The sequence below is a fragment of the Priestia sp. KCTC 13724 genome (genome assembly GCF_056820425.1).
In genome coordinates this window covers 24,516-38,698 of record NZ_JBXDLD010000056.1, presented here as the reverse complement: position 1 = coordinate 38,698, position 14,183 = coordinate 24,516, and the positions used below count along the sequence as shown (strand labels likewise).

Sequence of the window (14,183 nt, the reverse complement as noted above, 5' to 3'; positions counted from 1 at the left end):
CGAAAAATATTTTTTTGACACCCCACCAACGGCTCAAACCGTTGATAAATCAACATTTATAGAGGGAGGTTGAGAATGGAGGTATTTGCCTGGTTTTAAATTTTATTTCATATAGCTGTTGCACTCTTCTGGATAGGAAATTCTTCTTACCTCTTTTCAAAAGGTGAAGTAATGAAAATAGATACTCGTTAAAAAATGATAAACGAATAAAAATTACTGCTAAACTTGCTTTTATGATAAAAATGCAAAATTCCCCATTGTCTATTTATGAAATTTATGTAACTATATTAATAAGGTCATCAGATGACCTTATTAGATATGAGCGCTTAATAATATAAGTCAACTAGGGGGAAGGGTTTATATGTTATTGTTCATTGCGCTAAGTGCAATCATTGCGCCATTTTTGTTTCTTGTAGTTCTAAGGATGTCAGCTGCTAAAGGAATGGCATTGAGTTCAATTATCGTCATATTGTTAGCGCTTACTATCTGGGGGATGGAAGGGAAAGTAATTTTAGCATCAATTTTTCAAGGAATACATAAAACATTTACGATTTTGTGGATTTTATTCGGTGCATTGGTATTGTTGAATACCCTTCGAAATACGGGTGGAGTTGTTCGAATCAATCAAGGCTTTCAAAGCATTTCAGCTGATATGCGTGTCCAAGTAGTTATTGTAGCTTTTTTATTTGGCTCACTTATTGAAGGAGCCGCTGGTTTTGGGACACCGGCGATGGTGACAGGCCCGCTATTATTGGCTCTGGGTTTTCAACCACTGGTAGCCGCCACCATTGCGCTAATTGCTGATAGTACAGCCGTTATGTTTGGAGCAGTGGGGACGCCAGTAGCAGTCGGACTCAGTAATATTCCAAGCGCAGATATTAATTTCTTTAAAGAAATTGCGGTGCAAGTCACAAGTTTAGACTTATTGGCGGGTGTCTTTATTCCATTTATTTTAATGGTTGTATTAACCACATTTAGTCGCAGTGGTATAAAAGATGCGCTGCAAATGTTTCCATGGACGTTCCTCATTGGAATTGTATATACGGGAAGCGCATTTCTGATTGCTAATTTCTTTGGGCATGAATTTGTCTCCATTTTAGCCTCTCTTATTACGTTAATTGTAGCAACTTTGACAGCAAAGAGAGGAATCTTATTACCTAAAGGAGAATGGAAAAAGGTAATGAGGAAAGATTTCAAGATAGCGGAAGATAAAGCGGAAATGGGCATTTTAACAGCATGGGCACCGTATATTATCGTTGTAGTCTTATTGCTGTTGACTAGAGTTATCCCAGGACTTAAGCAATTTGCGTTAACTGCTATTGACTTAACCTGGACGGATATTTTAGGAGTACAAGGTATTGTTTCTAAGTGGGAGTTTTTATATTCTCCAGGAACGATTCTAACTTTGGCAGCTGTGTTTGCTTTTCTTATTCAAAGAAAGTCTTATAAAACATTTTTGCAAGCATCAAAAGAGTCACTAGGTACAATGAAAATCACAGCGATTTCACTCATTGCAACGCTTGCGATGGTACAGGTGTTTGTTAATTCCGGACTGAATCTAAACAATTTAAATAGCATGCCAGAATATATTGCAGAATCATTAGCGAGTTCTTTGGGGGCAGTCTGGATTTTTGTAGCGCCATTCCTTGGAAAACTTGGGGCGTTCATTACTGGGAGTGCAACGGTATCCACATTAACCTTTTCACCAATCCAATATAATGTTGCCCAAGCAATTGGCTTAAACTTAAACACTGTTTTAGCAGTTCAGCTCATTGGTGCTGCAGCGGGAAATATGATTTGTGTTCACAATGTGGTGGCTGCTAGTGCTGTTGTTGGTTTATCTGGTAAAGAGGGGGAAATTATTCGCAAAACGTTAGGAACAGCAGTTGTATATGTAGTATTAGCGGGTATAGCGGGGTTTCTCTTTTTAAATGTTTTTTAAATAAGAAAAGCAGGGTTCCCATTGTATTCTCTTATAAGTAAATCTATATAATAGAGAGATAGATGGGAGTTGAATGAAATGAACTATAAACGTGTTCGTGGAAAAAAAGCATATGAGGAAGTAGCTGAAACACTAATTGAATTAATTAAAGCGGGAGATCTAAAGCCCGGTGATAAATTAGAGTCTGTTGAAAAGTTAGCAAAAAGCTTTGATGTAGGGACGTCAACTATTCGCGAGGCTTTAAGTGGCTTACGTACAATGGGGCTAGTAGTAGCGAGGCATGGAGAAGGTACATTTGTAAATAACTTCGATCCTTCTAAATTCCAGTTGCCTGTTAACATTGCTTTTTTAATGAAGATTGAAGATATTAAGGAACTTTACAAAGTTCGTGAAATTTTAGAGCTAGGTACGGTAGCTCAAGCAGCAGCGGTGCACGAAGAAGAGGACCTATTAGCGCTTGAGAAAGCATTGATTGTAATGGAGAATGCAAGTGGGAATGAAGAGTTAGCATCAAGCGCTGATTTAGACTTCCACTTGGCCATTGCGAATGCGACACATAATAAATTACTTATTAATTTAATGAGCAGCGTGTCGTCGTTGATCTCTGAGACGATTCAAGAAACGAGAAAAGTATTCTTATATTCAGGTAATACAGTGGAAGATTTAAAAGTAGAGCATCGAAGAATCTTTGAAGCTATTAAAAATAGACAGCCGAATGAGGCGAGTGAAGCGATGCTTGAGCATTTGCAAAATGTTCAAAGCCGTCTCTTTACATATATTGAATGATGTAACGGGCTGTTTACCAAATTTCTGAGAGGTGAGCAAGTATGAAAGTTTCCTTATTTAGTACATGCCTAAGTGATATTCTTTTTGCCAATGTCGCTAAAGATACGCTTGAAATCCTGGAACGATGCGGCTGTACAGTTGATTACCCTATGGAGCAAACGTGCTGTGGCCAACCAGCGTATAACAGCGGATACTTACAGGAAGCAAAGCAGTCAATGAAGCAAATGATGAAAGCTTTTCGTCATTCTGAATATATAGTTGGACCATCAGGATCATGCATTAGCATGTTGAAAGAGTATCCGGCTGTGTTCAAAGGAGATGTAGAATGGGAGAAAGAAGCAGAAGCTTTTGCAGCTAAGTGCTATGAGATTACTGAATTTCTTGTAGATGTATTAAACGTTACAGATTTAGATTCTTCGTTTAAAGGAAAAGTCACGTTTCATTCTTCCTGTCATATGAAACGACTGTTAGGAGTAAAGGAACAGCCTAAAGTACTGTTGAGAAATGTAAAAGGTGTAGAATTAGTTGACTTACCTTGTGAAGAAGATTGCTGTGGGTTTGGTGGTACGTTTGCTGTGAAAAACTCTGTTATTTCACAAGAGATGGTCAGTGAAAAGTCACGCCACGTATCAGAAACGGAAGCAGAGTATTTAGTGGGCGCTGATATGGGATGCTTAATGAATATTGGCGGTCGCATGAGTCGTGAAGGAAAAGAAGTTAAAGTCGTTCATATTACGGAGATTTTAAACACTCATTAAGAAACGGAGGAATGGAGATGAGCGTCAAAATTGGTGAAATTCCATACAAAGAACGAATTCAAAAAGGAATTGCAGATGATTTCATGAGGCAAGCTGTTTCCTCCGCTCAAGGAAGACTTCGAAATGGGCGATTGAGTCAGGCAGAAGCATTGGGAAACTGGGAAGATTGGAGACAGCTAGGTTCTGAAATTCGCACGCATACATTAGAGAATCTAGACTACTATTTGCAGCAACTAAGCGAGCAAGTAGCTAGACGAGGAGGAAATGTCTTTTTTGCAGAAACAGCAGAAGAAGCAAATGAGTATGTTAAAAGTGTGATAAAAAAGAAGGAAGCGAAAAAAGTTGTTAAATCAAAATCGATGGTAACGGAAGAAATCGGTTTAAATAAAGCGCTCGAAGAAGTAGGTGCTGAAGTTGTTGAATCTGATTTGGGCGAATGGATTTTACAATTGGATGAAGATCCACCTTCCCACATCGTAGCTCCTGCTCTTCATAAAAATAAAGGGCAAATACGAGAAACGTTTGCTAATAAAAAAGGATATGATGGCTCAGATACCCCGGAAGAGCTAGCAGCGTTCGCGCGAGAACAACTTCGTCAAGATTTTTTAGCGGCTGATGTGGGGGTTACAGGATGTAATTTTGCTATTGCAGAATCAGGTGCTATCACGCTTGTTACCAACGAGGGAAACGCAGAAATGGTCACAAGCCTCCCGGACACTGTTATTACAGTAATGGGAATGGAAAGAATTGTTCCAACTTGGGAAGAGATGGAGATACTTGTTAGTTTGCTAACGCGAGCAGCGGTTGGACAAAAGCTAACGAGCTATATCACTGCTATTACAGGGACAAGGCTTGATGAAGAAGTAGATGGTCCAGATGAATTTCATCTAGTTATTGTAGACAATGGTCGCTCGAAAATTTTAGGAACAGAATTTCAATCAGCACTTCACTGTATTCGCTGTGCAGCCTGTATTAACGCATGTCCTGTTTATCGTCATATCGGAGGGCATGCTTATAACTCAATTTACCCAGGACCGATTGGTGCAGTCATTACGCCGCTTTTAGAAGGCTATGATGATCATAAAGAGCTTCCATATGCATCGACGCTATGTGCAGCGTGCTCAGAGGCATGTCCTGTTAAAATCCCACTGCACGAGCATTTGGTTCGCCATCGTCAAATCATTGTGGAACGAGAAAATAAAGCACCTATGGCTGAAAAGCTCATGATGAAGGGATTTGCGAAGTGGTCAGCAAACCCATCTCTTTATAACTTAAGTGCAAATCTCGCTAAGCCTGCTCTTAGACCATGGACAAAAGAGGGCATGATTGAAAATGGACCGGGCCCATTGAAAGATTGGACGAGTGTACGTAATTTCTATGCTCCTGAAGGTCAGTCGTTCCGTGCTTGGTTTAAGCAACGACAGAAGGAGGGGGAGTCATAATGATACAGAATAGAGAGGCTTTTTTAGATAAATTAGCTACTACTTTAGGTAGAGAAAGAAGAGTCGAAGGTGTACAGCGCCCAGACTGGAGCGTTACACCACAGCATGACGTATTTAAAGATAAGACACAGGATGAGCTTGTCGATATTTTACAAGAGCATTGTAAAGTTATTCACACAACGTTTAAGCGAACAGGCCGTGAAGGGTTGCTTGGCGTTCTTGCGGAAACAATTAAAGGCTATAATGGGAAGTCGTTGATTACTTCAAACGACTTGCGACATGAGGAATACGGGTTAATGGACTTTTTTGATAGAAATGCTGAAGATCTTCATGTCCATATTTGGGAGGCTGAGAAGGGTAAGGTAAATCAACAAATTGCAGAAGTAGCTGACGTAGGTCTGGTGTTTAGCGATGTCACGCTTGCAGAGTCAGGAACGGTAACGCTCTTTCATAATAAAGATCACGGCAGATCAATTAGTTTGCTACCGAAAACGTTTGTTGCGATTATTCCCAAGAGTACGCTGGTACCTCGAATGACCCAAGCAGCTACGCTTATTCATAAAATGCAGACCCAAGGTGAAGACGTGCCTTCTTATGTGAGCTTTATTACTGGACCAAGCAATAGTGCTGATATTGAGATGAACCTGATTGTTGGTGTACACGGTCCTGTCAAAGCAACTTATATTGTAGTCGACTAACTTCTAGTGGGAATTTCCGTCTAATAGTTATGAAAAGGCTGTTTTTTAGGTAAGGTTTTATACTAGTGTGCTATAGATTTTGGTAAAGAGACTGAGACATAAGTAGTTCAGCCTCTACTATACCTGAACGATTGAGAGTTCATAACTTTTAATCGTTCAGGTTTTTTGGTTGATTGTGAAAACAATGTTGGAAACAGGGTGGAATGGAGCGTAGGACACTCGACTCCTGCGGGAAAGAGAGGGAAAACGGAGATCCCGCAGCGCAATGGAACGAATGTGTTGAGACAAATCAAAGGGATGGGAACAGCTAGTGTTCGTCTTTTAGAGGCAATCATTTTGTTATGTCCCAAACTCTTCTTTATGTTTATAATGACGGTAAGACGAACTAAAGGGGGTGACTAGATGGATAGTATAATCTTTGACTTAGACGGAACGCTCTGGAATTCAATTGGAACAGTAGCTATCGCTTGGAACGAAGTCATTAAGAAGAGCAATTATGTTGAAAGAGAAGTAACAGAAAGAGCCTTTGAACAAACCATGGGTCTTCCATTTCAAGAAATTGCTCAAAAACTATTCCCAGAATTAGATGAACAAAAGCAAAAACAGATTCTAGCGGAGTGTTGTGAAGTAGAGAATACTTATTTGGAAAAACACGGTGGTAATCTGTATCCACAAGTAGAAGAAACGCTAAAAGAGCTCTCTAAAAAATATAAATTGTATATTGTGAGCAATTGCCAAGCAGGCTATATTGAAGCTTTTTATAACTATCATAAGCTAGATGCACATTTTATTGACTTTGAAAATCCTGGGCGCACAGGTTTATCAAAAGGTGAGAACATTAAGCTCATCATGAAGCGTAATAAATTAAAAAGTCCTGTGTATGTAGGAGACACACAAGGAGATTTTCAAGCAGCTCAGTATGCGGGTATTCCATTTGTCTACGCATCGTATGGATTTGGCGAAGTTGAAGCGCCTGATTATACAATTGGTACGTTTCAAGAGCTAAAAGAACTGTTTTAGCAGCTCTTTGGGTTTAAGATATATGTATGCCAATGCGCGCCGTTTCACAGTCTATATACATAAATATACCTTTGTCTTGAGGGGATGTGACAAAGTTAGCTTTCTTCTTCATTGAATGTAAGCGGTTCATATCCTAACATTATAAGTGTAATTATGATATGGAAAGGAAGAGAGCACATGGCTCAATCAAATATAAAATTAGGCGTTCAAAAGTTTGGTAACTTTTTAAGCTCAATGGTAATGCCAAATATCGGGGCATTTATTGCCTGGGGTCTAATTACGGCACTATTTATTGAGAAAGGCTTTTTTCCAAATGAAGAGCTTGCTAAGCTTGTTGGACCAATGGTTACGTACTTATTGCCCCTTTTGATTGGTTATACTGGTGGTAAGCTTGTTCATGACCAGCGCGGTGCAGTTGTTGGTGCCATTGCTACAATGGGAGTTATTGTTGGAGCAGATATTCCAATGTTCCTTGGAGCGATGATTGTGGGTCCACTTGGTGGGTATGTTATTAAGAAATTTGATCAGTTAATTGACGGTAAAATTAAAACAGGCTTTGAAATGCTTGTAAACAATTTTTCGGCAGGTATTTTAGGTGGCGTATTAGCCATTTTAGCTTTCTTAGGTATTAGTCCTGCAGTAGATGCGTTTACCCAAGCGCTAATTGTTGGTGTAGATTGGTTAGTAGGTGCTGGATTACTTCCACTAACAAGCATTTTAATTGAACCAGCAAAAATTCTATTCTTAAATAATGCAATTAATCATGGAATCTTATCGCCAATTGGTGCAGAGCAAATTCGTACTACTGGCCAGTCTGTCTTGCTACTTCTTGAAGCAAATCCAGGCCCTGGTCTAGGCGTACTGTTAGCTTATTGGTTCTTTGGGCGTGGAACAGCGAAGCAGTCTGCTCCAGGTGCAGCAGTTATTCACTTTATTGGAGGTATTCACGAAATTTACTTCCCGTATGTGTTAATGCGTCCAATGCTTATTATTGCGACAATTTTAGGAGGTATGAGCGGTGTATTCACGCTTGTACTGCTAGGTGGAGGTCTTCAAGCAGTTGCATCTCCGGGTAGTATCTTAGCTATTTTAGCTGCAACGCCAGGTAATGCAGGAAGCTACATCGCAAACATCGCAGGGGTTCTGGTAGCGACAGTCGTATCGTTTATTGTTTCAGCGTTTATCCTAAAAACAGGTAAGCAAACAGAAGATTTAGATGAGGCAACGCGCAAGATGCAAGAGATGAAAGGTAAAAAGAGTTCGGTTGCTGGTTCAATTGTGACAAATAAAGCAGCTTTACCACAAGGTGTTAACAAGATTGTATTCGCTTGTGACGCTGGAATGGGATCAAGTGCAATGGGAGCATCATTACTTCGTAAAAAAGTAAAAGAAGCCGGTTTAGATATCTTTGTTACAAATACAGCAATCAGCAATATTCCGAGTGATGCTCAAATTGTTATTACACAAGAAGAGCTTACTCCACGTGCTCAAAATAAAATTCCAGAAGCATATCATATTTCAGTAGATAATTTCTTATCTAGCCCTGAATATGACAAGCTTATTAATAAGCTTAAAGATGATTCTTCAGCGGAAGGGCGAGCTCCTGAAGTGGAGGAAGTAGTGGAATCAAGTCAAGAAGATGATAGCTTACTGCGAGAAGAGAATATCTTCCTTAATCAAGAGTTTAACAACAAAGAAGAAGCGATTCGATTTGCAGGGGAAGTGCTTGTAAAAGGTGGTTATGTGGAAGAAAGCTACATTGAAGCCATGATTGAGCGTGACAATATGACGTCTACGTATATGGGAAATGATGTTGCTATTCCACATGGTACAGAAGAAGCGAAAAAGAACGTATTAAAATCGGGATTCACTGTGCTACAAGTTCCAAATGGCGTTGATTTTGATGGTGAAAAAGTACGTTTAATCTTTGGTATTGCTGGTAAAGATGGTACGCACCTCGAAATTCTATCAGGTATCGCAGTAACATGTTCTGACATGGATAACATTGAAAAAATGGTTCAAGCTAAATCAGCTAAAGAACTTAAAGCAATTATTCAAGGTGAGCTGAACTAAAGAAGTAAAAGAGTAGAAAGGCATGTGAAGTGCCTTTCTATTCGTTCTTTTTGAAAGGCGTTGATTTCTTTAGATAAGAAATGAGTTGATGCATGTGTTTATTACGTCCAGGGAAAAGACCATTATTGAGTTAATCATTAAAACGTCAGAAAAACATACGGCTTTATCCATTGCTAGTTTTTTGAAGGTAAGTGCTAGAACAGTACATCGGGATTTGAAAGCAATTGAATCCTTACTGAAGCAATTTAATTTGCAATTAGTTCGTACACAAGATGAAGGATTAATAATTAGCGGTAAGGATGAACAGATTTTCAAGTTGATCCAAGAACTTATGAAAGTTCAACCTACCGATCAGTCTCCGAAAGAACGTAAGCTACTATTGGTTATTAAGCTATTGGAAGAAGCATCTTTTAAGCTCCAAACGCTAGCTAAAGACTTAGGTGTTAGCATCACTACCTTAACCTCGTACTTGGATGAATTAACAGATTGGCTTGAACATTACAGTATAACCCTTGTTCGAAGAAGAGGAGTAGGGCTAGAGGTCGTTTCAACTGAAATCAATAAACGAAAAGCGCTTGCTAATTACTTTCTTGTTTATTTTGGAGAAGAGCTAATCGAACAGCTTTTTTTACTTGAAAATAATCAGTCAAAGCAGGAAAAGGCTTTATATTATTTTAATACTGCTTATTTGGCAGAGGTAGATCGCATTGTTAATTTGAAAATAAATAAAGGTCATTCTAGGTTAGCGGATAGCGATTATATGGGGTTAATGATTCATATATGCATCATGCTACAAAGGTCTGAGAAGGGCTTTCAGTTAGAAGAATCGATGTTAATTAATGAAGCGTCAAATGAGTACAAATTAATCAAAAGTGTGTGTCAAGAGCTCGAAGCACAGTTTTCTCTCAGCATTAACCCCAATGATATTACATTCTTAGCTGTTGTATTGCGAGCATCAAAGTTTCAAGTAGCCAACGCAGTGGATTACGATAGTCTAGTTTTAGGACGCATTATTAAGCGAGTTATTCAAGATGTTTCTACTCAGCTACACATTGATTTAACAAACGACTTTTCACTATTTCAAGGCTTGTTGGCACATATGGAACCATCTATATTTCGCATTCAACAGCACCTAGAAGCATTCAATCCTTTAACAGAAGAGATAAAAAAGAAGTATCCGCTGCTGTTTATGGCAGTAAGAAACAGCATGGAAAAAGAGTTTAAAGAGTTATCTTTTTCAGATGATGAAATTGCATATGTGGTTCTCCACTTTGGTTCTGCTTTAGTTGTGCGAGAGGAAAATGTGGTAATTAAAGCTTTAGTTGTATGTCCAACAGGCATCGGTACATCTAAGATGCTAGCGAGTCGGATAAAAAAAGAATTTATTGAAATTGATTCTGTTGATGTGAAATCAATTAAAGAAATTCATGAAACGAATACAGAGAGGTACGATCTTATTATTTCAACCGTTCGTTTACCATTTTTAGCATGTGAATACATCTTAGTTAATCCGCTGCTTAGCGATGAAGACATTAATTCTATTCGGACCTTTCTTCAAAAAAATGTGGAGGAGTTAACACAAAAGAACCGATATTCAGCAAAAAGCAATATAACCGCTACTTCAATTCCAACTAGTAGGCCGCCTTTTCAACAAATAATGAAAGAAATAAAAGAAGTGTATACAAGTATTGATTCAATTTTTGACAATCTAAGAATTTACCGAGAAAGTTCGGAGATAGACCATGAACGAATCATTGCTCGTATGGTTGCGGCTGCTGAACGCGAAGCTTTGGTTTCAAATAAAGAAGCTATTGTCCAAAAACTCAAGGAAAGAGAAGAAAAAGGGGGACTTGGTATTCCAGAAACAAGCATGGCTCTTTTTCACTGTCGTCATGAAGGAGTAGGAAAACTATTGTTTCAAATCTCTCATTTACACTATCCGTGTCAGGTAAAAGGAATGGATGGAAAGATGATGGAAGTCCGAAACCTACTGCTGATGTTGGCGCCAGAAAATCTTACCATCCGCGAGCAAGAGGTTTTAAGCTTAATTAGTACAAACTTGATTGAAGATAAAGAAGCGATGATGATTTTTTCTTCGTCTAATGAAGAGATGATTCGAAAAAAACTGGAAGATACATTTTATGAATACTTACAAAATAATTTAATAAAGGAATGATAAGTGTGAAAACAGTTGTACATTTTGGCGCAGGTAATATTGGAAGAGGGTTTATCGGTTCACTATTTGCTCAGTCGGGATACCACGTTACGTTTGTTGATATTGCGCAAACAGTTATTGATAAACTCAATGAAGGTAAAGGGTACCATGTGAAAACCGCAGCAGAAAATGCCGAAGTGATTGAAGTGAATAATGTGTCTGGCTTAAATAATATGACGCAAGAGGAAGAAGTATTGGACGCTTTAAAAACAGCTACCTATATCACAACAGCTATCGGACCAACAATTTTACCTCGTATTGCGCCGTTGATTGCAAAAGGCTTAGCAGCTCGCGTCAAGGAAAACGATGAGAAAGTGTACGTTATTGCATGTGAAAATCAAATCTCGGCAACGGAATTACTAAAAGGTTATATTCTAGAAAACCTAGATGAAGAAACAAAAGAAGAGCTTTCTAAAAAAGTATCATTCTTTAACTCAGCAGTCGATCGTATTGTACCAATTCAATCGAATCCAGACTCTATTGATGTATTGGTTGAGCCATATTATGAGTGGGTAGTAGAGACAACAGAAGATATTCCAACAGTTGAAGGAATGAAAATTGTTCCGGACTTAGCGCCATTTATCGAACGTAAGCTTTTTACGGTTAATACAGGACACGCCGTAATTGCCTACTTAGGGTACTTGCAAGGAAAAGAAACAATTCATCAGACATTAGAGGATGCTGAGATTTATGAACAGGTACAAAAGACGTTGAAAGAAACAGGTGCGTATCTTGTTCAAAGGTATGGTCTTGATAAAGGTGAACATGAGGCATACATTAAGAAGATTATTGAGCGCTTCAAAAATGCTTATTTAAACGACTCTGTTAATCGTGTAGGGCGTTCACCTATTCGTAAGCTAGGCTCTCAAGATCGATTAGTTCGTCCAGCTGTAGAAGCAAAACAAGCAGGTTTGCCATATGCAAACTTAGCAAAGGCAATCGCTGCAGCATTGCTGTTTAATCCTTCAGAAGATGAAGAAGCTGTTCAGCTACAGACAATGCTTGAAGAACACGGTATTTTGTATGTGCTAAGTAAAGTGAGCGACTTACATGAAAACGATGATTTAACTCAAGAAATAATTAAGCACTACTCTCAATTACAGAAATAAAAATATCTTTTCCAAAACGAGCCTTATAATAAAAAGAGGCTCGTTTTCTAATGGAGTAAAAGGGGAGAGAGGATCCATGATAAAACCAAAAATATTTCAAGTTAACGGAACGGAGTATACTATTCGACCTGCTAAAGTCAGTGATGCACCTGCACTTGCTGAATTGCGGTTACAAATTGATGGTGAAACAGAACATTTCGATCGTGTACAAGGAGAAGGCCTGATTGATGAAGGGGAATTTAAGGAGTTAATTTTGCTGGACACGTCTATACCCAACCATTTATTTCTCGTCGCGGAAGTAGAAGGGAACCTTGTTGGTTTTTCTAGGTGTGAAGGCAGTCATCTGAAGCGTCTCAAACATCAAGTCGAATTTGGAGTAGGTGTCATAAAAGAGTTTTGGGGATTAAAAATAGGTCAGGCATTACTAAGTCAATCGATTCTTTGGGCTCATCATCAAGGTCTTGTTAAGATGACGTTAAAGGTCATTGAAACGAATAAAAGTGCTATATATGTTTACAAAAAGTATGAGTTTGAAATAGAAGGAATTTTAAAGAAGCATAAGCGTCTATCTGATGGTCATTATTACAACACACTTATTATGAGCCGCTTTTTTAGCTGAATCATTCGTTTCGACTTCTCTTCAGAGGGAATACTTTCTATATCAATAAGTATCCGTAGGGAAAGGAGAAAAGATCGATGAGCTCTATTATTTATCAAAAATCTACGATGGTAGCATTGCTAGAAGGTGTTTATGATGGAACAATGACAAAAGAAGAGCTTTCTCAAAAAGGAGATTTTGGCCTGGGAACATTTCAGGCGTTAGATGGTGAAATGCTAGCGGTAGATGGGGGTTTTTATCATTTAAGAGAAGGAAAAGCGGTAGAGGTAGAAGCAAAAGACGTGCTTCCATTTGCCGTGATGACGTATTTTAAAGGCCAAACAGAAATGATTTTAGATGATGTGTTAGCTCAGAAAGAGCTTGAGCAACAGCTAGAAGCTCAAATGAATAGTGAAAACGTCTTTTATGCAATTAAGATAGAAGGAGTTTTTAAACAAGTAAAAACAAGAACGGTAGCGAAACAAAGAAAGCCATATCCACCAATGACGGAAGTCGCTGAAAGCCAACCTGTTTTTGAACTGGAAGATGTAAAAGGAACAATGGTAGGTTTTTTTACGCCAAATTATGTAGCAGGTGTAGGAATTCCAGGATACCACTTCCATTTTATTGATGAACATAAAACGGCAGGTGGTCATGTTTTAGATGTAACAGTTCAAGATGTAAAGGTAATCCTAGAAGAAAAAACGTTTTTGGAATTGGACTTAGATGATACTCAGCGTTTTCGCAATGCTAATTTAGACAAAGAAAATATAAGAGAGGAAATTGAAGAAGTGGAATAAAGCATCGTTTAAGCGATGCTTTTTTTAATCCAAGTAAATGGAAATTTTTAAGTGCCATAATTGCAAAAAACTCCTTGTGCTCAGCTTTAAAACATGTATAATAATACGAGTTGAAAGTAAACTTTAAGTTAAGTGTTACAAAACTTTATTTACTGGAAGTTTACTTATTTTAAACATGTTGAGGTTTAAATAAATGGAGATAGGTAAGAAGATTAAAAACTTACGTTTAAAAAAAGGATTAACGCAAGAAGAGCTTGGAGAACGGACTGACCTTAGCAAAGGTTATATTTCACAGTTAGAGCGAGATTTAAGTTCTCCTTCTCTTGAAACGTTTTTTAGTATTTTAGAAGTGTTGGGCTGCCAACCAAACGAGTTTTTTGATCAAGATACAACGGTGCAAAAAGTTGTATATAAAAAAGAAGACTACACCAATTATTGTGATGAAGAAAAAGGCTATCACATTGAATGGTTAGTTCATGAATCGAATGAAAAAGAAATGGAACCTATTCGCTTAATTTTAGAAAAAAAAGGTGAATTTAAAGAATTTGAGCCTTCCTTATCTGAAACCTTTGGCTATGTGCTAAAAGGAGCTGTTATTGTTCAAATTGGTCAGCGAACGTATGAAGCGAAAGAAGGAGAAACGATTTACTTCCAAGCTGCTGAAGAGCATAAAATGTTCAATGCCTATGACGGCGTCACCGAGCTTATTGTAGTAGCGACAGAATCATATTTATAAAGAGAT

At 38.3% G+C, this 14,183-nt stretch carries 13 protein-coding genes; all 13 read left to right on the top strand.

All coding sequences use genetic code 11. The annotated features are described in order from the left end of the window. Window positions 1-361 precede the first annotated feature (361 nt). The 13 genes from AC1UFB_RS08425 (at window position 362) to AC1UFB_RS08365 (ending at window position 14,177) form a co-directional block, all read left to right on the top strand. The gene (locus tag AC1UFB_RS08425; RefSeq protein WP_025910563.1) at window positions 362-1,942 is read left to right on the top strand and encodes an L-lactate permease; all 1,581 of its coding nucleotides are present in this window, start codon (window positions 362-364) and stop codon (window positions 1,940-1,942) included. A gap of 78 nt (window positions 1,943-2,020) precedes the next feature. Next, window positions 2,021-2,728: a FadR/GntR family transcriptional regulator gene (locus tag AC1UFB_RS08420; RefSeq protein ID WP_025910564.1), complete on the top strand. Its 708-nt coding sequence runs from the start codon at window positions 2,021-2,023 to the stop codon at window positions 2,726-2,728. 41 nt (window positions 2,729-2,769) lie between these two features. Continuing rightward, window positions 2,770-3,486: a (Fe-S)-binding protein gene (locus tag AC1UFB_RS08415; protein WP_025910567.1), complete on the top strand. Its 717-nt coding sequence runs from the start codon at window positions 2,770-2,772 to the stop codon at window positions 3,484-3,486. A 17-nt stretch (window positions 3,487-3,503) separates the two neighbouring features. After that, window positions 3,504-4,928, top strand: a complete 1,425-nt coding sequence (locus tag AC1UFB_RS08410) for a LutB/LldF family L-lactate oxidation iron-sulfur protein (RefSeq protein WP_025910568.1) — start codon at window positions 3,504-3,506, stop codon at window positions 4,926-4,928. Further along, the gene (locus tag AC1UFB_RS08405; RefSeq protein ID WP_035321018.1) at window positions 4,928-5,626 is read left to right on the top strand and encodes a LutC/YkgG family protein; all 699 of its coding nucleotides are present in this window, start codon (window positions 4,928-4,930) and stop codon (window positions 5,624-5,626) included. Before AC1UFB_RS08410 ends, AC1UFB_RS08405 begins: the two co-directional genes overlap by 1 nt. 198 nt (window positions 5,627-5,824) lie before the next feature. Further along, window positions 5,825-6,028: a hypothetical protein gene (locus AC1UFB_RS08400; RefSeq protein WP_100346454.1), complete on the top strand. Its 204-nt coding sequence runs from the start codon at window positions 5,825-5,827 to the stop codon at window positions 6,026-6,028. After that, window positions 6,029-6,646: an HAD family hydrolase gene (locus AC1UFB_RS08395; protein WP_025910571.1), complete on the top strand. Its 618-nt coding sequence runs from the start codon at window positions 6,029-6,031 to the stop codon at window positions 6,644-6,646. A gap of 177 nt (window positions 6,647-6,823) precedes the next feature. Continuing rightward, complete coding sequence (locus AC1UFB_RS08390; protein ID WP_482588964.1) at window positions 6,824-8,719, top strand: PTS mannitol transporter subunit IICBA; 1,896 nt, start codon at window positions 6,824-6,826, stop codon at window positions 8,717-8,719. Between the two features lie 88 nt (window positions 8,720-8,807). Beyond that, window positions 8,808-10,895 carry a BglG family transcription antiterminator gene (locus tag AC1UFB_RS08385; RefSeq protein WP_328101241.1) on the top strand — a complete coding sequence of 696 codons (2,088 nt, stop codon included), beginning with the start codon at window positions 8,808-8,810 and terminating at the stop codon, window positions 10,893-10,895. 5 nt (window positions 10,896-10,900) lie between these two features. Then, entirely contained in the window at window positions 10,901-12,043 is a 1,143-nt protein-coding gene (locus AC1UFB_RS08380) for a mannitol-1-phosphate 5-dehydrogenase (protein WP_100346452.1), read from the top strand. 76 nt (window positions 12,044-12,119) lie between these two features. After that, window positions 12,120-12,662 (top strand): GNAT family N-acetyltransferase, encoded by a 543-nt coding sequence (locus tag AC1UFB_RS08375; RefSeq protein WP_100346451.1) that lies wholly within the window; start codon window positions 12,120-12,122, stop codon window positions 12,660-12,662. A 77-nt stretch (window positions 12,663-12,739) separates the two neighbouring features. Then, window positions 12,740-13,441 (top strand): acetolactate decarboxylase, encoded by a 702-nt coding sequence (gene budA / locus AC1UFB_RS08370; RefSeq protein WP_100346450.1) that lies wholly within the window; start codon window positions 12,740-12,742, stop codon window positions 13,439-13,441. Window positions 13,442-13,634: 193 nt separating this feature from the next. Then, window positions 13,635-14,177, top strand: a complete 543-nt coding sequence (locus AC1UFB_RS08365; protein ID WP_025910581.1) for a helix-turn-helix domain-containing protein — start codon at window positions 13,635-13,637, stop codon at window positions 14,175-14,177. Window positions 14,178-14,183: the final 6 nt, after the last annotated feature.

Excerpts from the sequence above, each read along its gene's own strand:
- AC1UFB_RS08425 (WP_025910563.1), top strand. The coding sequence starts at position 362 with ATGTTATTGTTCATTGCGCTAAGTGCAATCATTGCGCCATTTTTGTTT.
- AC1UFB_RS08420 (WP_025910564.1), top strand. The coding sequence starts at position 2,021 with ATGAACTATAAACGTGTTCGTGGAAAAAAAGCATATGAGGAAGTAGCT.
- AC1UFB_RS08415 (WP_025910567.1), top strand. The coding sequence starts at position 2,770 with ATGAAAGTTTCCTTATTTAGTACATGCCTAAGTGATATTCTTTTTGCC.
- AC1UFB_RS08410 (WP_025910568.1), top strand. The coding sequence starts at position 3,504 with ATGAGCGTCAAAATTGGTGAAATTCCATACAAAGAACGAATTCAAAAA.
- AC1UFB_RS08405 (WP_035321018.1), top strand. The coding sequence starts at position 4,928 with ATGATACAGAATAGAGAGGCTTTTTTAGATAAATTAGCTACTACTTTA.
- AC1UFB_RS08395 (WP_025910571.1), top strand. The coding sequence starts at position 6,029 with ATGGATAGTATAATCTTTGACTTAGACGGAACGCTCTGGAATTCAATT.
- AC1UFB_RS08390 (WP_482588964.1), top strand. The coding sequence starts at position 6,824 with ATGGCTCAATCAAATATAAAATTAGGCGTTCAAAAGTTTGGTAACTTT.
- AC1UFB_RS08385 (WP_328101241.1), top strand. The coding sequence starts at position 8,808 with ATGCATGTGTTTATTACGTCCAGGGAAAAGACCATTATTGAGTTAATC.
- AC1UFB_RS08375 (WP_100346451.1), top strand. The coding sequence starts at position 12,120 with ATGATAAAACCAAAAATATTTCAAGTTAACGGAACGGAGTATACTATT.
- budA (WP_100346450.1), top strand. The coding sequence starts at position 12,740 with ATGAGCTCTATTATTTATCAAAAATCTACGATGGTAGCATTGCTAGAA.
- AC1UFB_RS08365 (WP_025910581.1), top strand. The coding sequence starts at position 13,635 with ATGGAGATAGGTAAGAAGATTAAAAACTTACGTTTAAAAAAAGGATTA.